Below are 19,511 nucleotides of genomic sequence, written 5' to 3'. Positions count from 1 at the left end.
ATTCCTCCAAATTATCGCAATATATGCAACCTTCTGCCCAAAATAGCAGAGTTCTACGCAGAATCGGTTAAAAAAGCGCATCGGCTTCGTCCAGACTGCCTTCGGGGAAGTGATGGACATGATCGGGTGCCCAACATTCTCGAGCCGGCTCGTTATCGATCTGAGCGCCTTGCGTGCGAATTACCGCGTGCTGCGCGACCACGTTTCGCCGACGGAGTGCGCGGCCGTCGTCAAGGCCGATGCTTACGGTCTCGGCGCTAGGCCAATCGTGTCTGCGCTGTATCGCGAAGGGTGTCGCACGTTCTTCGCCGCTCAGCTGTGCGAAGCGATGGATTTGCACCCGACATTGTCGGTGGATTGCACCATATTCATCCTGAACGGCATCGATCCCGGGGGTGAGGCTGCCTGTGCAGATGCCGGCTTTGTCCCCGTGCTCAATTCGCACGTGCAGATTGAACGGTGGCGCTCTGAGGCACGCCGGCGCTGTTCCGCGTTGCCTGCGGCGATCCAGATCGAAACCGGAATGTCGCGGCTGGGCATATCGGAAGCGGTGGTCGAGCAATTAGCTGAGGATCGCTCATTATCGGACGAGCTGGATTTGAGACTGGTCCTGACGCACTTGGCGTGCGCCGACGAACCTCGTCTCCCGGTCAACGAAGAGCAACTGCGCCGCTTCCACAAACTCGCCGACAGATTTCCCGGTGTCCCGCGTTCGATCGCAAACAGCTGCGGGACATTCTTGTCCGGGGCTTACCATCTCGAGCTGGTCCGCCCGGGCATCGCGCTTTACGGCGTTCTGCCACAATCCGAGTACCTCGGTATCATGCCGGCTGTGAGCCTTCGCAGCCGGATCATCCAAATTCGCCAACTTCCTGGGGGCAGCGCGGTCGGTTACGGCCACACTTACGCGACGCCAAATTCTCGGCGGCTCGCGACCATCGGTGTCGGCTATGCCGATGGTTGGCCCCGTCGTCTTGGTAACGTCGGCGCCGCATGGTTCCGTGACATCCGGTTACCCATCGTCGGTAGGATTTCGATGGACAGCATGACCATCGACATTTCGGATGTAGCTGCCGGCGACCTGCATGAAGGTGACTTCGTCGATCTCATTGGTCCTATGCAGTCGCTTGAGGATGTCGCCGGCGACGCAGAGACAATCCCCTACGAAATCTTGACGCAACTGGGGCGTCGCCATGCGCGCGTCTACCTTGATGGCAATGCCGGCACTGCGCTGACGCCGGGAGACGGACGATGAAAGCCGTTATTCTGGGGGCTGGCGTGATTGGCATTACGTCAGCGCACTATCTGCGGCGGGCGGGACACGAAGTCGTTGTAATCGACCGCCAGCCCGGCGCGGCACTCGAAACGAGCTTTGCCAATGCGGGCGAAGTCTCGCCGGGTTACGCGTCGCCATGGGCAGCGCCGGGCATTCCCATGAAAGCGATCCGCTGGCTGATGTTGCGGCACGCTCCGCTTATCGTCCGGCCCGCAGCCGATCTCGCTATGGTCACTTGGCTGGCTGCCATGCTCCGCAACTGCACGGAGGCCAGATATGCGCTGAACAAGAGTCGGATGGTTCGCCTAGCCGAGTTCAGCCGTGACGAGCTCATTCACATTCGTGCTTCTCTAGGCATCGCATATGACGAGCGATCACGCGGGACGTTGCAACTTTTCCGGACAGCCAAACAGTTGGATGCAAGTGGCAAAGACATAGAAGTGCTCAGGTCATACGGTGTGCCGTTCGAGTTGCTGGACAGGCAAGGGTGCGTAGCTGCCGAACCAGGTCTCGCCGCCGCGCGAGATCGTATCGCGGGCGGGCTGCGCCTTCCTAACGACGAGACGGGAGACTGCCACCTCTTCACCGCGCGTCTCGCGGAGCGGCTCTCGAGTGCCGGAGTTGAGTTCAGTTACTCGACGGAAATCCTTGGTCTTGAAGAAGAGCACGGCTCGATCAGCGGTGTGCAGACCAGCAAAGGTGTGATCCGCGGCGATGCATACCTCCTTGCGCTCGGCAGCCACTCGCCGTTGCTCGCCCGCCAAGTTGGCGTCCGACTCCCCATCTACCCGGTCAAGGGCTACTCCATCACCTTGCGCGTGGCCGACATGGACTCTGCGCCCGTATCGACGTTGCTGGACGAGACATACAAGATCGCCATCACCCGTCTGGGCAAGCGCATCCGTGTGGGCGGCATGGCAGAAATCTCAGGCTATGATCGCTCACTTCCGTCGCGGCGCGAGGCAACGCTGCTGCATTGCGTGCATGATCTATTTCCGACAGCCGCGCAGGATGGTCCAACGAACTTCTGGAGCGGCCTGCGCCCTATGACACCTGATGGGCCGCCCATTATCGGTCGCACTCGGCTGTCCAATCTGTTTCTGAACACAGGCCATGGTACCCTCGGATGGACAATGGCATGCGGCTCCGTTTCGGTCGCTGCCGCCGTGATGACTGGAGAGCGACCAGCGATCGACATCGCCGGGCTCGGCCTCGACCGTTATTCAAACTGACTGCACAAAAGGACCACCAGATGTCGATCAAACGTTTTGAGAGCGGAGCAAGGATGAGCCAGGCGGTTACCCACGGTGGCATCGTCTATCTCGCAGGCCAGATCGGAAAGCCCGGTGAAGATGCAGCTACGCAGACGCGCGCTGTTCTCGCCTCGATCGACCGCCTTTTAGGCGAGACAGGCACTGATCGTAGCCGGCTGCTGCAAGTGACCATCTGGCTCGCCGACATGGCAGACTTCGCTGCGATGAACGAAGTGTGGGAAGAGTGGCTCGGAGGCGAGAGTGCGCCGGCACGTGCCACTGGCGAGGTCAAGCTCGCAACTCCCGACTATAAGGTCGAGATCATCGTCACCGCTGCTCTGCCCTGACCGGCACAGCCGCAGCTCACTGAACTAACGGCCGTCGCAAGCCACGGTGGCAGCGCATTCATGCTTTTCGATCATCCTTTGAAATTCAGCCAGTAGGCCGTACGCGCAACGTTCGCGCGTCCGGCGAGCCGCGCCTCGCGCGAAAAGATGGCAGTTTCCCGAATGGGACAAGGCCCGCGGTGGTGAGGTAGCTTGTCCGGACGGGGACTTCCGCCTAGTCCGAGTCGATGGGGAGAGCAGCGGGAAGCACATCGATCGTCGGAGAGCGCGCCCCCTATTTCTGGGCGGGGTGCGCCGCGATCAGCGCCGGGGTGCTGCTGCATCTGCCGATGCTGGCAATGGCGCACAGCATGGGCAACCATCTCAATGGGATGCCGATGGACGCCAGCATGGGGCTGGGCATGGCCCTGATCGGGATCGGCGTGCCGCTTGCCTGTTTCGGGGCGTTGCCCAAGGTGCGCGGTTGCCATGGCGATCATGCCGGTACCAATTACGAGGCTCCCGACACCACTCCGCTCGGCCGCTGGCATGCGGCAACCCTGCTGGTGCTGACGCTGGGGCTGATCATCGACGTCATGAAGCCGGCGACGCTTGGCTTCGTGCTGCCCGGTATGGCCGCCGAATACGGAATTGCGCGCTCGCAGGTCGCGCTGCTGCCCCTGGTCGCGCTCACCGGTACCACTGTCGGCTCGTTCCTGTGGGGGTGGCTGGCGGACATCTATGGGCGTCGCGTATCGATCCTGCTTTCGACCATTCTGTTCGTCTCGACCGCCATCTGCGGGGCGATGCCGGCTTTCGCCTGGAACCTGGTGATGTGCTTTCTCATGGGCATATCGGCAGGCGGGATGCTGCCTGTGATCTACACGCTGCTCGCCGAGGTGATGCCGCCGCGCCATCGCAGCTGGGTGCTGGTGCTGGTCGGGGGCATGGGGCTGGTCGGAGGCTATCTCGCAGCGAGCGGGGCGGCCTATGTTCTCGAGCCGAACTTCGGGTGGCGCGCACTTTGGCTTCAAGGCTTTCCAAGCGGATTGCTGCTGCTCGCCTTGGCTAGGTTCATTCCCGAGACGCCGCGCTTTCTCGCCGAACGCGGTCGCGTGGCCGAACTGGCGCAAATGCAGAAACGCTTTGGCCTCGCGCCTAAGCCACGACCTATCGAGGCCCCGGCCGATACGCCAACAAGTACCGAACATCACCGCCTCACTGCCGCGCTGGTCATGACTGCGCTGTGCTGGAGTTTCGTCAATTTCGGGCTGCTGCTGTGGCTTCCATCGGACCTGCAGGTCCGCGGCTATAGCGCCGAAGTGGCGAGCGGAATTCTCGCCAAATCATCGCTGCTCGCATTCCCCACCGTCTTGCTGGCCGCGCTGTTCTATGCCCGTCGGAGCAGCAAATGGACACTTGTTGGCACAGTCAGCCTGACCTTTGCCGGCCTTATCGGTGCGATGCTGCCCCCGTGGCTGCTAAGCTGGGAACCGGTACTGATCGCGGTTATCGCGATGCTGATCATCGGCACCAACGGGACGATCGCGGTGCTGCTGCCCTACACGGCGGAAAACTATCCGCTCGGCACCCGAGGTCGAGCGACGGGGTTGGTCGCGGGAAGCAGTAAGTTCGGCGGGGTCGCAGTACAGGTTGCGGCCCTCGCGGGCTTCGCCCCGACGCTGGTGGGTGCAGCGCTGGCGCTGGTGGTTCCGACGGCGGTTTCTGCCGGAATGATCGCCTGGTTCGGGCGCGAAACCCAGGGACGCAGCCTCCGCGAGTTGGAAGCGGAGTAGAGCGACGCTCGATCGCTTATCAACTTGCCCCTGCAAATCAGGTTTCTAGCGAAACCCTTTTCCCCGCCGCCTGAGTGAGTGGCCGCTTTTGGGACTGATCGGAGGGATGGCGAACGACGGCACTTAGGGCGCAATGCAGTCACGCGTCCTGCTCGGGATCGCCGCTAGCTCGAAGCGTCAGTCCCAGCGTCCATGATATCCATGAAATTGCGAGCAGCCTCGCGCTCGGCAGCGTTCTCGAACGTCGATTCCAGGTCCGGCGCCGCATCGAGCATGAACAGGATTGCCCAAAGGGCGAAGCGCCGCGCGGGATCGGTTTCGAGCCCAAGATCGACCCGCACATGTTCGACGCCTGCCGCTAGCGCCTCGGGTGACACAGACGCGAGATCACGGCTGGCAAAATAGCGCCGATCAACTGGTCGTCAAACTGCCTTGCCGCCCTCTGCGGTTCCGATCCAGTCCACGTCAATCCGATCGAAACCCGAGCGCGTCCCTTCGACCGTGACGCGCTGGCCTACCAGCTTGCGTGCTTCGCGGCCGATGTCGAGGGCGTAAACGCCGCCGTCATCGATCCGCAGGACATAGCCGCGCTGGGACTCTGCAAGCCGCCCGGTAAGTCGATGGCGCGTTCCGTTGGGCATGGCTCAGTGAACCGTCCCATCGGGTTTTGTCTGTTCGAGCTCCTTGATCCGCTCGAGAATACCGAGAAACGTGTAGTGGCCTGCGATTTCGCCTTGCTCGAGCAGCGCGTCTGCGCGCTGCGCTGCCACCAGCCAGGCCTGATCGCCATGCTGCTCAATCAGCAGGTTGGCGCAGGCCCAGAGTTCACGATCGTCGATCATTGAACCCAGGATAGCGTCGCGCCGATTGCCTGCATAGCATTCCGATACTGCGGATCTTCCGGTAGGGCGTTCGGATGAGATCGATGTTGCTTCCGTTGGCCGCCGCGCTTTCACTTGGCGGTTGCCTGGCGCCTGCCTCCGGGGGCTCCGACGCGCCTGCACCGCAGACGATTAAGGTCGTGACCTGGAATCTCGAGCATCTCGCGGAGCGCAATGGTGAAGGCTGTCGACCGCGCAGCGATGCAGACTATGCTGCGCTGCGCGCGCATGCCGTCGCGCTTGGTGCCGACGTGATTGCGTTCCAAGAGGTCGAGAGCCGCGCAACAGCCGAGCGCGTATTCGATCCTGCCAGCTATGATGTGGTCATGTCGGCGCGGCCACAGACACGCCGTGGCGACTCCTGCTATGGCGCGCCCGGCCAGCAGATCCGCCACCAGGGTGTGGGGTTCGCGGTCCGCAAGGGGCTGCGCTGGACCCGCCATACAGATTTTTCCGCGCTAGGTCTCGGCAACCCGGACCTTCGCTGGGGAGTCGACATCACCATCGAGGGTCGGCGACCGCTGCGGTTGCTCGGCGTGCATCTCAAGTCAGGATGCAACTCGGGCAATGCGCCCACCGATCGCGACTGTCCGGTCCTCTTTAGCCAGTTGCCGGTTCTCGAGCGCTGGATCGATGCGCGGGCTGGCGAGGGTTATGCATTCGCCGTGCTCGGCGACTGGAACCGCCGCATCGCCGCGCGCGGCGACGCCTTCTACTCTGAAATCGACGACGGCGATCCTGTCGGGGCCGATCTCGATATCGCAGGGGGACGGGCGCGCGGCGGCCTGCAAAGCGCGCTATCGCGAGTTCATCGATCACATCGTCACGGGAGCGGTAGCCACTTCGTTGGTTCAGCCGGGATCGTTCGACGAATATCGCTACGGGCTTCCGGAAGCCCAGCATCCTTCGGATCATTGCCCGGTCTCGGTAACCTTCCGCCTGTGACGTGCGAGCGATGCGCGCGCACTGCGAATGACACTGCTGCGGTGGCATGGTCAATCTGACTTCATCGACCGATACGGGTAAGTCCGTACTGCGAATGTGCCGCCGGATGCGATATTCTTCTGTCCGATTCGGAGGAAATCTTTGGTCAATCGTCAGGTCTCGCTGCACCCGCAGGAGCGCGAGCGAGCGTTGCTCGACGCGATTTGCGACGCCGTGCGCCACAATGAGGATGGCCGCGTGACCAAACTCGATCGCGAGCTTCGCGCGCTTCCGCCGGTCCCATTCTCGCGACGCTGAACATGGTGGGACGACGCGTGGCCAACTGGCTTGCCGCGCTCGTTCGGTGTCGGGACGGGGTCGAAGTCGCTCGCTAGCCTTCGCCGGGACAAGCATCGCAGACCACAAATCGTCGTTTCCGGGCCAGGATGCCCTGATCCGTACCCTGCATGCCCCAGCGGATGACTGATGCCTCGTTCTGATTGGCGGGAAGATGCGAGCCGTGCCCGGCGAACGAGTCGCGCGGGCGGAGGCTTACATGACCCCGACCAGACTTCTCATCGGCCAGATCCTGCTCGTCTTCGCAATCGTGCTGTGCGGCATCTGGTTCGCAACCCAATGGACCGCAGCGCAGCTGGCCTATCAGCCCGAGCTTGGTGCCCCATGGGCGAAGCTGTTCGGCGTACCCCTTTATCGCCCCTGGGCGCTGTTTCGCTGGTGGTTTCATTTCGAAGCCTATGCGCCCGCGATCTTCGATCGCGCGGGGATGATTGCCGGAGGAAGCGGATTTGCCGGCTGCGCCGCCGCGATCGCAGGTTCGCTCTGGCGTGCGCGCCACAGCAAGCGCGTCACAACCTATGGATCGGCGCGCTGGGCCACCCGCCGCGAGGTCGAGCGCGGCGGCCTGCTCGGCGACGCGGGCGCCTTTCTGGGCCGCCTCGGCGACCGCTATCTGCGCCATGACGGTCCAGAACATATCATGGCGTTCGCGCCGACCCGTTCGGGCAAGGGTGTCGGCCTGGTTGTCCCGACCCTGCTCGGCTGGAGCGGATCGACCGTCGTCCACGACATCAAGGGTGAGAACTGGCAGCTGACCGCCGGCTGGCGCGCGCGCTTCTCGCATTGCCTGCGGTTCGATCCGACCGACACGGACTCCACGCGCTACAATCCCCTGCTCGAGGTGCGCAGCGGCGAATGCGAAGTGCGCGACGTCCAGAATATCGCCGACATCCTGGTCGATCCCGAAGGCGCGCTCGAACGCCGCAACCACTGGGAAAAGACCTCGCACGCACTGCTGGTCGGCGCGATCCTCCATGTCCTTTATGCCGAGCGCGAGAAAACGCTCGCACGGGTCGCAACCTTCCTCTCCGACCCCGAACGCTCCTTCGCCGCGACGTTGCGCGTCATGATGACCACCAACCATCTCGGCACGATCGAGAACCCCCGCGTCCATCCCGTTGTCGCAAGCGCCGCACGTGAGCTGCTCAACAAGTCGGACAATGAGCGCTCGGGCGTTCTCTCGACCGCGATGAGCTTTCTTGGTCTCTATCGCGACCCCACCATCGCGGCGGTTACCTCTGTCTCGGACTGGCGGATTGCCGATCTGGTCGCGGCACGGGCCCCGGTGTCGCTCTATCTGGTCGTACCGCCCTCAGACATCAGCCGGACCAAGCCGCTGATCCGCCTGATCCTCAATCAGATCGGCCGTCGCCTGACCGAGGATCTCGAGGCGGCCGGGAAACCCGGCCGCCACAAATTGCTGCTGATGCTCGACGAGTTCCCTGCTCTCGGTCGGCTCGATTTCTTCGAGACCAGCCTCGCCTTTCTCGCCGGCTATGGTGTTCGCGCCTTCCTGATCGCGCAGAGCCTCAACCAGATCGAAAAGGCCTATGGTGAGCACAATTCGATCCTCGACAACTGCCATGTCCGCGTCGCCTTCGCGTCCAACGACGAGCGCACGGCAAAGCGCATCTCCGATGCATTGGGTACCGCGACAGAGCAGCGCGCGATGCGCAACTATGCCGGGCACCGCCTCGCGCCCTGGCTCGGCCATGTCATGGTCAGCCGCCAGGAGACCGCCCGCGCCCTGCTGACACCGGGCGAGGTCATGCAGCTTCCCGCGCAGGACGAACTCGTGCTGGTCGCGGGGATCCCGCCGATCCGGGCGCACAAGCTGCGCTATTATGAGGACCCCAATTTCATCCAGCGCGTCATTGCGCCGCCCGAAGCGGGGAGCGGTCGGCATGATCTGCCAGAACCTCGCAGCGATGACTGGTCGTCCCGCAGCGCGCCCAGTGAGACGCAGCCCGACGTCTCGGATGAAGCGGTTGCGGCCAGCGGGCGCGAACAGGTGCGCGAGCCCGAGCTGGCGCTTGAAGGTCCGCCGCTTGCTCCGGCGCAAAACCCCGATCCGCTCGGCGGGCTGTGCGACGAGGATGGCGAGGCCGTCACCGACCAGCGCGCCATGGATCAGGCCCGCGCACTCGGCACCGCGCGCAGCGTCTACGGCCTCGAAGCCGCGGGCCGCGGCGGCCCCGATCTCAGCCTTGGAGACTGAGCCATGGCACGCAAGGTCCGCTACCAGCTGTTTCTCTCCCTCCCTTTGAGCGAGCGGCTCGAGGCGCTCGCCGCCAAGCCCGGCGTCACCCGCTCCGCACTGCTCGCCCAGGCGCTCGAAACCTGGCTGACCCGGCTCGGCACCAATGAACTCGATGACCGGTTCGGCCCGCGCCTCGACCGGCTGAGCGCCGCGCTTGGTCGGCTCGAGCGCGGGCAGGAAGTTCTGCTTGAATCGCTCGCTTTGTTCATCCGCTACGAGCTCGCGATCCACGCGCCGCTCGCGGAGAATGATCATGCCGGGCGCGCGATCGCCCGCGAGCGGTTCGAGGCGTTCGTGGCTCAGGTCGGGCGCCAGATCGCCGCCGGGCGCCACACGCTCGACAATCGCGCGCGAGACGGACGATGACCGGCACCCAGGTCACCGAGCGTCCGCGCGCGATGCTGCGGACCGCCTTCGGTCCCGCGATCGCCGCCGCCCTCGCCGATCCGCTGGTCGTCGAGGTGATGGTCAATCCCGATGGCGCGCTGCGGCTCGACCGGCTCGGCGAAGGTCGCAGCGACACCGGGCTCAGGCTCGATCCGGCGCGGGTCGAGCGGATCATCCGCCTTGTCGCCAGTCATGCCCGGACCGAGGTCCATGCGGGCGCACCGATCCTCTCGGCCGAACTTCCACCCTATGGCGAGGGCGCAGGCGAGCGGTTCGAGGGTGTGCTGCCTCCAGTGAGCTCTGCGCCCTGTTTCTCGATCCGCAAGCCGGCAAGCTGCATCTACCGGCTCGACGACTATGTCGCCGACGGGCTGATGGACGCGGACACCGCGCGCACGCTCGCGCAGGCGGTTGGGCAACGCGCCAATATCCTGGTCGCGGGTGGCACCAGCTCGGGCAAGACGACCCTCGCCAATGCACTGCTCGCCGAGATGGCGGGCCGCGACGAGCGGGTGATCCTGATCGAGGATACCCGCGAGCTGCAATGCCCCGCCCCCGACAGCGTCGCGCTGCGCACCCGAGCAGGGATCGTCAGCATGACCGACCTTGTGCGCTCGACGCTGCGCCTGCGTCCGGACCGGATCGTCATCGGCGAGGTGCGAGGTCCTGAGGCGCTCGACATGCTCAAGGCGTGGAACACCGGCCACCCCGGCGGCATCGCGACCGTCCACGCCAACAATGCCGCAGCCGCGCTCCACCGCATCGAGCAGCTCGTCCAGGAGCGCGTCGTCACCGTGCCGCGCCAGCTCATCGCCGAAGCGATCGACGCGATCGTCTTCATCGCCGGGCGTGGCCTCGATCGCCGCGTCGAACCGCCACTGCGGGTGACCGGGCTCGATGTGCAGGGCGGCTTCGTCCTCACCCCCTTCCCTCCCGCCCTCGATCAACAGGAGACCGAACGATGACCCAGACCATTCGTGCCCGCGCGCTGGCACTGCGCGCCGGTGCCGCCGCCTTCGCAGCCGCCATGCTTGTCACCGCCGCCCGGGCGAGCGGATCGGGGATGCCCTGGGAGGAGCCGCTTCAGAAGGTGCTGGAGTCCGTCCAGGGTCCGGTCGCCAAGATCATCGCGGTGATCATCATCATTACCACCGGCCTGACGCTTGCCTTTGGCGAGACGGGCGGCGGGTTCCGCAAGCTCATCCAGATCATCTTCGGCCTTTCGATCGCCTTTGCAGCATCGAGCTTCTTCCTGTCCTTTTTCAGCTTTGGCGGCGGGGCGCTGGTCTGATGGCGGGGGCATTCACCGACACCAGCGAAGTGCCGGGGTTCGAGGTACCGATCCATGCGAGCCTCGCAGCCCCGCTGCTGCTCGGCGGCGCCCCGCGCGGCATCGCGATCGTCAATGGCACTCTTGCCGCCGCGATCGGGCTCGGGCTCCAGCAATGGCCAGCGGGCCTCGCGCTCTGGCTGCTTGGGCACAGCCTCGCGGTCTTCGCCGCGCGACGCGATCCCGATTTCGCGCCGGTGCTGCTGCGCCATCTGCGCCAGCGGGCGTTTTTCCCATGCTGAACCTGCGCGAATATCGCGCCGCGCCCAACCGGCTTGCCGATCATCTGCCCTGGGCGGCGCTGGTCGCCGACGGCGTCGTCCTCAACAAGGATGGCAGCTTTCAGCGCAGCTTCGCCTTTCGCGGTCCCGATCTCGAAAGTGCCACGCAGGGCGAACTGGTCGCCGCCTGTGCACGCGCCAACAATGCGCTGCGCCGTCTCGGTACGGGCTGGGCGCTGTTCTTCGAAGCCGAACGCCGCGCGGCGATCGAATATCCTGAGAGCCCCTTTCCCGATCCCGCGTCCGCACTGGTCGATGCCGAGCGCCGTGCCGGGTTCGAGGCGGAAGGCGCGCATTTCGAAAGCCGCTTTCACATGACTTTGGTCTGGCTGCCGCCCGCCGATGCGGGCGAGCGCGCCGGTCGCAGGCTGGTCGAGCGCCCTGCGGCCGACGCCGCCCGCGACTGGCGTGCGGATCTCTCCGCCTTTGTGGCGCAGACCGACCGGATCGCGGATCTCTTCGCGAGCTTCATGCCGCAGATGGATGCGCTCGGCACCGGCGAACTGCTCACCTATCTCCATGGCTGCGTCTCGACCCGGCGACATCCGATCGCGGTGCCCGAGACGCCGATCTATCTCGACGCGCTGATCGTCGATGAACCGCTGGTCGGCGGGCTCGAGCCGATGCTCGGGGCCGAACATCTGCGCACGCTCACCATCGCCGGCTTTCCCAATATGAGCCGTCCGGGTCTGCTCGACGCGCTCAACCATCTCGATTTCGGCTATCGCTGGACGAGCCGCTTTATTGCGCTCGACAAGTCCGATGCGAACCGGGCGCTGACGCGGCTGCGTCGGATGTGGTTCAACAAGCGCAAGTCGGTCGCCCAGCTGCTGCGCGAAGTGATGACCAATCAGGCATCACCCCTGCTCGACAGCGATGCCGACAACAAGGTCGTCGATGCCGATCTCGCGCTCCAGGAACTGGGCGGCGACCATGTCGGCTGCAGACCGACCGGATCGCGGATCTCTTCGCGAGCTTCATGCCGCAGATGGATGCGCTCGGCACCGGCGAACTGCTCACCTATCTCCATGGCTGCGTCTCGACCCGGCGACATCCGATCGCGGTGCCCGAGACGCCGATCTATCTCGACGCGCTGATCGTCGATGAACCGCTGGTCGGCGGGCTCGAGCCGATGCTCGGGGCCGAACATCTGCGCACGCTCACCATCGCCGGCTTTCCCAATATGAGCCGTCCGGGTCTGCTCGACGCGCTCAACCATCTCGATTTCGGCTATCGCTGGACGAGCCGCTTTATTGCGCTCGACAAGTCCGATGCGAACCGGGCGCTGACGCGGCTGCGTCGGATGTGGTTCAACAAGCGCAAGTCGGTCGCCCAGCTGCTGCGCGAAGTGATGACCAATCAGGCATCACCCCTGCTCGACAGCGATGCCGACAACAAGGTCGTCGATGCCGATCTCGCGCTCCAGGAACTGGGCGGCGACCATGTCGGCTTTGGCTACCTCACCATGACGGTGACGCTGGCCGATCCGGACCGCGCACGCGTCGAGGAAAAGGTCCGCGCGGTCGAACGGGTGATCAACGGGCTCGGCTTTGCAACAATGCGCGAGAGCATCAACGCGGTCGAGGCCTGGCTCTCGTCACTGCCCGGGCACGTCTACGCCAATGTCCGCCAGCCGCTCGTCCACACGCTCAACCTTGCCCATCTGATGCCGCTCTCAAGTGTCTGGGCGGGACCTGCCGGCAACCGGCATCTGGGCGGCCCGCCCTTGCTCTACGCCCAGACGAGCGGATCGACCCCGTTCCGCCTCTCGACCCATGTCGGCGATGTCGGCCATATGCTGATGGTGGGACCGACCGGTGCGGGCAAGTCGGTGTTGCTCGCGCTGCTCGCCCTCCAGTTCCGCCGCTATCCGGGCGCGCAGATCTATATCTTCGACAAGGGCTTTTCGGCGCGCGCGGCAGTGCTCGCCTGTGGCGGCGCACATCATGCGCTGGGCCTTGGCGGCGAGGACGCTGGCGCGCCGCTCGCTTTCCAGCCGCTCGCGCGCATCGACCGGCCGCATGAACAGGCCTGGGCTGGCGAATGGATCGGCGCCCTGCTCAGCTATGAAGGCGTGGCGCTCACCCCCGAGATCAGGGAAGCGGTCTGGTCGGCGCTCTCGAGTCTTGCCACCGCGCCGGTCGAGGAACGCACGCTGACCGGCCTGTCACTGCTGCTCCAGTCGGCGGCGCTGCGCTCGGCGCTGGCGCCCTACACGCTCGAGGGCCCGTTCGGACGCATGCTCGATGCAGCGCAGGACGATCTTGCCCTTTGCGACCTGCAGTGTTTCGAGACCGAGGCCCTGATGGGACAGCAGGGCGTCGTCGCTCCGTTGCTCACCTATCTGTTCCACCGCCTCGAGGAGCGGTTTGACGGCCGCCCCACCCTGCTCGTCCTCGACGAGGCGTGGATCTTCGTCGACCATCCGCTCTTCGCCGCGCGCATCCGCGAATGGCTCAAGACCCTGCGCAAGAAGAATGTCGCGGTGGTGTTCGCTACCCAGAGCCTCGCCGACATCGCCGACAGCCCGATCGCGCCCGCGATCATCGAAAGCTGCCCCCAGCGGATCCTGCTCCCCAATGCGCGTGCCCAGGAACCACAGGGACGCGACGCCTATGCGCGGTTCGGACTCAACGACCGACAGATCGAGCTGATCGCCCGCGCGGCCCCCAAGCGCGACTATTATCTCCAGTCGGCACGCGGAAACCGCCTGTTCGAACTGGGCCTCGGACCGATCGCGCTCGCGCTGTGCGGCGCGTCGGACGCGCAGACGCAGAAGCGGATCGACGCGATCCTCGCCGAACACGGCCCCGACCAATTTGCTGCCCGCTTCCTTTCCCTTGCCGGCCTCGACTGGGCAGCCGCGCTCCTGGCCGGTGCCCCTGCCCCGCTCTCCAAGGAGTCCTGACCCATGATGCCCCGTCCCCTGTTCAGAGCCGCCATCACAATCGCGCTTGCGACGCCGATGCTGGCCGCGCCGGCCTCCGCGCAGATCAGCGTGTTCGACCCGACCAACTATGCGCAGAACCTGCTCACTGCGGCACGCGCGCTCAGCCAGATCAACAACCAGATCCAGTCGCTCCAGAATGAAGCGACGATGCTCGCCAATATGGCCAAGAACATGAAGCCGGGTGAGTTCCCGCAGTTCGAGGCGCTCAAGGCGCGGCTTGCGCAGATCGACACGCTGATGGACCGCGCGCAGGGCATCAGCTTTCGCGTCGATCAGCTCGACGCACAGTTCGAGCGGCTGTTTCCCCGCGTCGGGGTCGATGCGCTCGACACCGATGCGCGGGTGGCGGGCGCGCGCGCCCGGCTCGATACCGCGATGCAGGCCTATCAACAGACGATGCGCGTCCAGGCACAGGTCGTCGAGAATGTCCGCGCCGACATGGGCTCCCTCGCCGCGATCAGCCAGCGCAGCCAGGACGCGCGCGGCGCGCTCGAGGTCAGCCAGGCGGGCAACCAGCTGCTTGCCCTGCTCGCCAAGCAGCAGCTGCAGCTTCAGAGCCTGACCGCGGCCCAATATCGCGCCGAGGCGATCGAGGCCGCACGCCGCGCCCGCGCCCAGGCCGAAGCGCGCGCGGCCACCAGGCAGTTTCTCGGCTCCGGCACCGCCTACACCGCCCCGCCCCCGGGCGGCGACTAGGCGCGCGCCGGCGGGCGGCGGCGGGTCTTTGCCTCCCTGCCGCCGTCCACCGCGAGGCGCTCCTCTTCGCCCCCCTCGGGGGCGCCTCGCGGACCTCTTCACTCAAGGCTCGGAAATGGCGAGACATGAACGACCTCAACGTCATCGACCGGTTCATGGCCGACTTCATCCGCTACATCGACAGCGGGTTCGGTCTGCTCGGCCCCGATATCGCGTTTCTGACCGCGACGCTGATCGGGATCGACATCACGCTCGCCGGGCTGTTTTGGGCATTCACCCCCGACCAGGATGTGCTCGGCCGCCTGCTCAAGAAAATCCTCTATGTCGGCGCCTTCGCCTTCATCCTGAGCGAATTCGCGACGCTGGCCGACATCATCTTCAATTCCTTCGCGCGGGCCGGTCTGACCGCTGGCGGCGGCACGATCTCGGCGGAGGATCTGCTGCGCCCCGGACGGCTTGCCGGGACGGGCTTCAGCGCTGCCTGGCCGCTCCTCGATCAGGTCGCCGAAATGATGGGGTTTGTCAGCTTCTTCGAGAATTTCCTGACAATCGCGGTGCTGCTCTTCGCCTGGGCGATCGTCATCATCGCCTTCTTCATCCTCGCGGTGCAGATGTTCGTCACCATCCTCGAGTTCAAGCTGACCGCGCTCGCCGGTTTCGTGCTCGTGCCCTTTGCGCTGTGGAACCGCACCAGCTTTCTCGCCGAACGGGTGCTGGGCCATGTCGTCACCTCGGGCATCAAGGTGATGGTGCTCGCCGTCATCATCGGTATCGGTTCGGGCTTCTTCGTCGAGTTCAGCGAAGCGCTGCAGGGGCGCGAGCCCGATATCGGCCAGGCGATGAGCCTTGTGCTCGCAGCTCTTACCCTGTTCGGCCTCGGCATCTTCGGGCCGGGTATCGCGACCGGTCTGGTCGCGGGCGCACCACAACTGGGCGCGGGTGCTGCGCTCGGAACGATGGCAGGTGCTGCCGGCGTCACCATGATTGCGGGCGGTGCCGGGATCGGCGCTGCACGCGCGCTTGGCGGCACGGCTCTCGGGGCGGTGCGCGCTGGCACCAGCATGGGAAGCGCAGCGTCCAGCGCCTATCGGCTCGGGCGCGATACGGCAGAAATGCCCTCGGCCGCAGCGGGCCTTGGCGGTGTCGCCCGTGCCGCAACCAACACGGTGCGCGCGAAGCTCTCGAGCGGGCTTGGCCTTGCGGACGCCGCCGAACGCGGGCGCGCAGGTGCCTGGCACGCGCTCAGCGGCACGTCTCCCTCACCGGCGTCTGGCGAGGCTTCGGCGACGCCGGGATGGGCGCGCGCGATGCAGGCGCAGCAGAGCGGCCGTCACCATCGTCAGGTCGCGCTCCACGCGCTGCGCTCGGGTGACAGCGGCGGTGCCTCCGCCACCCCCGACATCAAGGAAAAGGACGACTGAGCCATGATCTTCAAGCGAAGCATCCAGCGCTATGGGCAAACCGGCGAGCCCGACACACCCTTCGCCCGTGCGGGCCAGCTCTGGGACGAGCGGATCGGGTCGGCGCGTGCGCAGGCACGCAACTGGCGGCTCATGGCGTTTGGTGGGCTTGCGCTCGCCTCGGGCCTAGCGGCGGCCCTGGTCTGGCAATCGATGCAGAGCCGGATCACGCCCTATGTGGTCGAGGTCGACAAGCTCGGCGAAGCGCGCAGCGTTGCACCCGCCGGCCGCGACTATAATCCCAGCGATCCCCAGATTGCATGGCATCTCGCGCGCTTTGTCACCGCGATCCGGACGGTGTCGCTCGATCCGGTCCTGATGCGCCGCGACTGGCTCTCGGCCTATGATCAGGTGACCCAGCGCGGCGCGCGCATGCTCGACCAATATGCCCGCGCCGCCCGGCCGTTCGAGCGGATCGGCGAGCGCACCGTCTCGGTCGAGGTGACGAGCGTCGTGCGCGCCTCCGACCGCTCGTTCCAGGTCAAATGGACCGAGACCCGGTTCGAGCGCGGCGACGAGACGGGCAGCAGTCGCTGGACCGCGATCCTGACGGTTGAGGTCAAGCCGCCGAAATCGGCCGAGATCCTCCGCAAGAACCCGCTCGGCCTCTATGTCGATGCGATCGACTGGAGCCGGGAGCTCGATGTTCCGGCGTCCGCCCCGACGCCCCGCTCGGCCCCATCCGCCAACCTTCCGCTCGGTTCGCCGCTCGACCCCAATCTGGCGGACACGCCCCTTCCCTCGCCACTGGAGACACGGCCATGATCCTCCTCTCATCTCTTGCGCTTGCGAGCGCAGCGTCTGCCCTGATCGCCACGGCGCCGCTGCCCGAGCGACCAAAGCGGACACCGGCCGGCGAAGTCGCGGCGGCGAACCGCGCCGCGACCCGCACCCCTGCAGACGCAGTGCAGATCCATGCCGCGCAGGTTCACAGCTGGAGCGAGGGCGCGATCTATCAGCTGCTTGCCGCGCCCGAGCGGGTGACCGACATTGCATTGCAGCCCGGCGAGACGCTGATCGCGGTCGCGGCGGGCGATACCACACGCTGGGTCATTGGCGACACGACCAGCGGCGCAGGTGCGATGCGCCGCACCCATATTCTCGTCAAGCCGATCGCCTCCGGGCTGACCACCAACCTTGTCATCACCACCGATCGTCGCAGCTATCACCTTGCGCTGGTCAGTACGCGAGCAAACGCTATGACGCGCCTTTCCTGGACCTATCCGCAGGACGCGCTGATCGCGCTCGACCGCGCGGAGGCGCAGGCGCGGGCAAGCGCGCCGGTCGCACAGGAGATGGCGCTCGATCGCCTGCGCTTCGACTATCGGATCAGCGGCGACAAGCCCGACTGGCGACCGATCCGCGCATTCGACGATGGTCGCCAGACCTTTATCGAGCTGCCTGCCAGCGTCGCGCAGGGCGAAGCACCGCCGGTCTTCGTCATCGGCGAGACCGGGAATGCCGAGCTGGTCAACTACCGGCTGCGCGGACGCTTCTATGTGATCGATCGCCTGTTCGAGCGCGCCGAGCTGCGGCTTGGAACGCGCAAGCAGCAGGTCGTAGCGATCACCCGCGAGACATCCGGGCGGGGCCGCCGGTGATGACCGCGACGCCCGAACCAGCGGCCCCGCCGCCGCCTCCCCGCAGCGCCAGAGCCAAAGCTCGATCCGCAGAGCCTGGTCATGCGTGCGCGGCCCACGCGCCCGGTCCGGTTCCGGCGCGGGATCATCATCGCGGGGGCTGGCGCCGCCGCGCTCGTTCTGATGAGCATCACCTGGTTTGCGCTCAGCCCGGCAGGGCTCGGCGATCCGCTTCTCGTCGAACACGAAGGAGGGCCCGCCAATCGCCCGACAGCCGATACGCTTGCCGGCCTCCCGTCGAGCTATGGCGATGCGCCGAAGCTCGGCCCGCCTTTGCCGGGCGATCTCGGCAAGCCGATCCTCGATCACCAGCGCGCAATCGGCGCTGCGCCAGCCCCATCCGATGCGGCCGAGCGGGCGCGCGTCGAACGCGAGCGCCGCGCGGAAGCGCAGCGGGCAGCGCGCCAGTCGCCGCTGCTGGTCGCCACCGGCACGCGATCGACTTCGGCGAGCGCAAGCCTGCCGGCACTCGCCCCGGCGACCGACGCCAGCGTCGGTGTTGCCCCCGCCATCCGCGTCTGCAATTGACCCTGCACGCGATGCCAACGGGCAGGCACGCAAGATCGCCTTCGCGCACAGCGCAGCGGAGGGAACACGCATCAATCCGCATCGCGTCGAGGCGGCACCATCGCCCTATCTGCTCTCGGCAGGGAGCGTCATCGCCGCCAGCCTCATCACCGGGATCCGCTCCGACCTGCCCGGGCTCGTCACCGCACAGGTAACGCAGAATGTCTTCGACAGTGCGACCGGGCAGATCCTGCTCGTGCCGCAGGGCGCGAGGCTGATCGGAAGCTATGACAGCGTCGTGGCGTTCGGCCAGTCGCGTGCCCTGGTGATCTGGCAGCGCATCGTCTTTCCCGATGGTGCCTCACTTGCTCTGGATACGGTCCCGGCGAGCGATCCCTCGGGCTATGCAGGCCTTGCAGACAAGGTCGATTTCCACAGCTGGTCATTGCTCAAGGGAATTGCGCTTTCGACCCTGCTCGGGGTTGCGCCCGAGCTTGCGCTCTCAGGCGAGAGCGATCTCGTCGCTGCGATCCGCCGCTCGACCCAGGACAATGTCGCGCGCGCTGGCGACCAGATCACGGCGCGCAATCTCAACATTCAGCCGAGCATCACCATTCGTCCCGGCGCGCCGGTTCGGCTCGTGGTGCATCGCGACCTGATCCTCCAACCCTGGCACTGAAAGGAGCTTCCATGCCTGACCTCCGTCTCCCCCGCATTCCCGACCGAACCCCGGTCAAGGTCACGATCTCGATCCTGCCCGATCTCCAGGCCGCCCTTGCCGACTATGCCGAAGCCTATCGATCCGCGTACGGGCAGTCCGAGACCGTCGCCGACCTTATTCCCTATATGCTGAAGGGCTTTCTCGACAGCGACCGCGGGTTCAGTCGCGAACGCGCTAAGCTCGGCGCGCAGGGGCGCGTGTCGTGACCGACGCGCCAGCCCCCAATCGCATCCTTCGTTTGCGTGATGTGCTCGAACATACGGGGCTCAGCCGCTCGACCGTCTATCGCCGGATGCAGGAGGGAAGCTTCCCCGAAAGCATTCAGATCGGCACGCGATGTACAGGCTGGCGCCAGTCTGCGATCGACGCCTGGCTGAAGAATCCGATGGGCTATGGTCGCAGCGTAAGCGCCGATGATCGATAGGAGCCATGTCTATCGATCATTTTCGGCGGGATTTTTGATCGA

At 65.7% G+C, this 19,511-nt stretch carries 22 protein-coding genes and 1 pseudogene; 20 read left to right on the top strand and 3 right to left on the bottom strand.

The genetic code is table 11. From position 1 onward, the window contains the following. Positions 1–112: 112 nt before the first annotated feature. The 4 genes from alr (at position 113) to LRS08_RS14690 (ending at position 4,651) form a co-directional block, all read left to right on the top strand. A complete protein-coding gene (gene alr / locus LRS08_RS14705) occupies positions 113–1,255 on the top strand; it encodes an alanine racemase (protein ID WP_257842977.1) in 1,143 nt (380 codons plus the stop codon). Next, positions 1,252–2,508 (top strand): D-amino acid dehydrogenase, encoded by a 1,257-nt coding sequence (locus tag LRS08_RS14700; RefSeq protein WP_257842978.1) that lies wholly within the window; start codon positions 1,252–1,254, stop codon positions 2,506–2,508. Before alr ends, LRS08_RS14700 begins: the two co-directional genes overlap by 4 nt. A 20-nt stretch (positions 2,509–2,528) precedes the next feature. After that, positions 2,529–2,876 (top strand): RidA family protein, encoded by a 348-nt coding sequence (locus tag LRS08_RS14695; RefSeq protein ID WP_257842979.1) that lies wholly within the window; start codon positions 2,529–2,531, stop codon positions 2,874–2,876. A gap of 227 nt (positions 2,877–3,103) precedes the next feature. Beyond that, on the top strand, positions 3,104–4,651 hold the full coding sequence (locus tag LRS08_RS14690; protein ID WP_257842980.1) for an MFS transporter: 1,548 nt from the start codon (positions 3,104–3,106) through the stop codon (positions 4,649–4,651). A 164-nt stretch (positions 4,652–4,815) separates the two neighbouring features. On the opposite strand, the gene LRS08_RS14685 is transcribed toward LRS08_RS14690, so the two are convergent. The 3 genes from LRS08_RS14685 to LRS08_RS14675 are packed head-to-tail and all read right to left on the bottom strand — an operon-like array spanning position 4,816 to position 5,493. Then, positions 4,816–5,028 (bottom strand): hypothetical protein, encoded by a 213-nt coding sequence (locus LRS08_RS14685; protein WP_312026623.1) that lies wholly within the window; start codon positions 5,026–5,028, stop codon positions 4,816–4,818. 45 nt (positions 5,029–5,073) lie between these two features. Next, positions 5,074–5,292, bottom strand: coding sequence for a DUF5818 domain-containing protein (locus tag LRS08_RS14680; protein ID WP_257842981.1), 219 nt, complete (start codon positions 5,290–5,292; stop codon positions 5,074–5,076). A gap of 3 nt (positions 5,293–5,295) precedes the next feature. Beyond that, complete coding sequence (locus LRS08_RS14675) at positions 5,296–5,493, bottom strand: hypothetical protein (RefSeq protein WP_257842982.1); 198 nt, start codon at positions 5,491–5,493, stop codon at positions 5,296–5,298. A 179-nt stretch (positions 5,494–5,672) separates the two neighbouring features. Here LRS08_RS14675 and LRS08_RS14670 point away from each other — a divergent pair, with 179 nt between their 5' ends. The 16 genes and pseudogenes from LRS08_RS14670 (at position 5,673) to LRS08_RS14595 (ending at position 19,469) form a co-directional block, all read left to right on the top strand. Continuing rightward, positions 5,673–6,536, top strand: coding sequence for an endonuclease/exonuclease/phosphatase family protein (locus LRS08_RS14670; protein WP_260480882.1), 864 nt, complete (start codon positions 5,673–5,675; stop codon positions 6,534–6,536). 476 nt (positions 6,537–7,012) lie between these two features. Continuing rightward, entirely contained in the window at positions 7,013–9,031 is a 2,019-nt protein-coding gene (locus LRS08_RS14665) for a conjugal transfer protein TraG (protein ID WP_260480881.1), read from the top strand. Positions 9,032–9,034: 3 nt separating this feature from the next. Further along, the gene (locus LRS08_RS14660) at positions 9,035–9,439 is read left to right on the top strand and encodes a CopG family transcriptional regulator (RefSeq protein ID WP_257842984.1); all 405 of its coding nucleotides are present in this window, start codon (positions 9,035–9,037) and stop codon (positions 9,437–9,439) included. Next, the gene (gene trbB / locus LRS08_RS14655; protein ID WP_257842985.1) at positions 9,436–10,425 is read left to right on the top strand and encodes a P-type conjugative transfer ATPase TrbB; all 990 of its coding nucleotides are present in this window, start codon (positions 9,436–9,438) and stop codon (positions 10,423–10,425) included. The genes LRS08_RS14660 and trbB overlap by 4 nt, the downstream gene beginning before the upstream one ends. Continuing rightward, positions 10,422–10,751, top strand: a complete 330-nt coding sequence (locus tag LRS08_RS14650; RefSeq protein WP_257842986.1) for a TrbC/VirB2 family protein — start codon at positions 10,422–10,424, stop codon at positions 10,749–10,751. The genes trbB and LRS08_RS14650 overlap by 4 nt, the downstream gene beginning before the upstream one ends. Then, complete coding sequence (locus LRS08_RS14645) at positions 10,751–11,032, top strand: VirB3 family type IV secretion system protein (protein ID WP_257842989.1); 282 nt, start codon at positions 10,751–10,753, stop codon at positions 11,030–11,032. The genes LRS08_RS14650 and LRS08_RS14645 overlap by 1 nt, the downstream gene beginning before the upstream one ends. Beyond that, positions 11,026–12,009: pseudogene (locus LRS08_RS14640) on the top strand (conjugal transfer protein TrbE); the annotation flags it as partial. The gene LRS08_RS14645 and the pseudogene LRS08_RS14640, both read left to right, overlap by 7 nt. Positions 12,010–12,050: 41 nt before the next feature. Beyond that, a complete protein-coding gene (gene trbE, locus LRS08_RS14635; RefSeq protein ID WP_260480880.1) occupies positions 12,051–13,979 on the top strand; it encodes a conjugal transfer protein TrbE in 1,929 nt (642 codons plus the stop codon). A gap of 3 nt (positions 13,980–13,982) precedes the next feature. Next, the gene (trbJ, locus tag LRS08_RS14630) at positions 13,983–14,717 is read left to right on the top strand and encodes a P-type conjugative transfer protein TrbJ (RefSeq protein ID WP_312026622.1); all 735 of its coding nucleotides are present in this window, start codon (positions 13,983–13,985) and stop codon (positions 14,715–14,717) included. 125 nt (positions 14,718–14,842) lie between these two features. Continuing rightward, entirely contained in the window at positions 14,843–16,138 is a 1,296-nt protein-coding gene (gene trbL / locus LRS08_RS14625; RefSeq protein ID WP_257842990.1) for a P-type conjugative transfer protein TrbL, read from the top strand. Positions 16,139–16,141: 3 nt separating this feature from the next. Continuing rightward, positions 16,142–16,942, top strand: coding sequence for a conjugal transfer protein TrbF (gene trbF, locus LRS08_RS14620; protein ID WP_257842991.1), 801 nt, complete (start codon positions 16,142–16,144; stop codon positions 16,940–16,942). Beyond that, entirely contained in the window at positions 16,939–17,778 is an 840-nt protein-coding gene (gene trbG, locus LRS08_RS14615) for a P-type conjugative transfer protein TrbG (protein WP_257842992.1), read from the top strand. The genes trbF and trbG overlap by 4 nt, the downstream gene beginning before the upstream one ends. Before the next feature lie 81 nt (positions 17,779–17,859). Beyond that, positions 17,860–18,345: a hypothetical protein gene (locus LRS08_RS14610; RefSeq protein WP_260480879.1), complete on the top strand. Its 486-nt coding sequence runs from the start codon at positions 17,860–17,862 to the stop codon at positions 18,343–18,345. Continuing rightward, complete coding sequence (locus LRS08_RS14605; RefSeq protein ID WP_260480878.1) at positions 18,314–19,003, top strand: TrbI/VirB10 family protein; 690 nt, start codon at positions 18,314–18,316, stop codon at positions 19,001–19,003. The genes LRS08_RS14610 and LRS08_RS14605 overlap by 32 nt, the downstream gene beginning before the upstream one ends. An 11-nt stretch (positions 19,004–19,014) precedes the next feature. Then, positions 19,015–19,251: a DUF2274 domain-containing protein gene (locus LRS08_RS14600; protein ID WP_257842994.1), complete on the top strand. Its 237-nt coding sequence runs from the start codon at positions 19,015–19,017 to the stop codon at positions 19,249–19,251. Further along, positions 19,248–19,469, top strand: a complete 222-nt coding sequence (locus LRS08_RS14595; RefSeq protein WP_257842995.1) for a helix-turn-helix transcriptional regulator — start codon at positions 19,248–19,250, stop codon at positions 19,467–19,469. The genes LRS08_RS14600 and LRS08_RS14595 overlap by 4 nt, the downstream gene beginning before the upstream one ends. The last annotated feature ends 42 nt before the right edge of the window (positions 19,470–19,511 follow it).

Origin of the sequence: Sphingomonas sp. J315 (genome assembly GCF_024666595.1) — a bacterium.
Classification (GTDB): Bacteria; Pseudomonadota; Alphaproteobacteria; order Sphingomonadales; family Sphingomonadaceae; genus Sphingomonas.
Note: the sequence above shows the minus strand (reverse complement) of the source record. Positions and strands in the feature narration are given on the sequence as shown.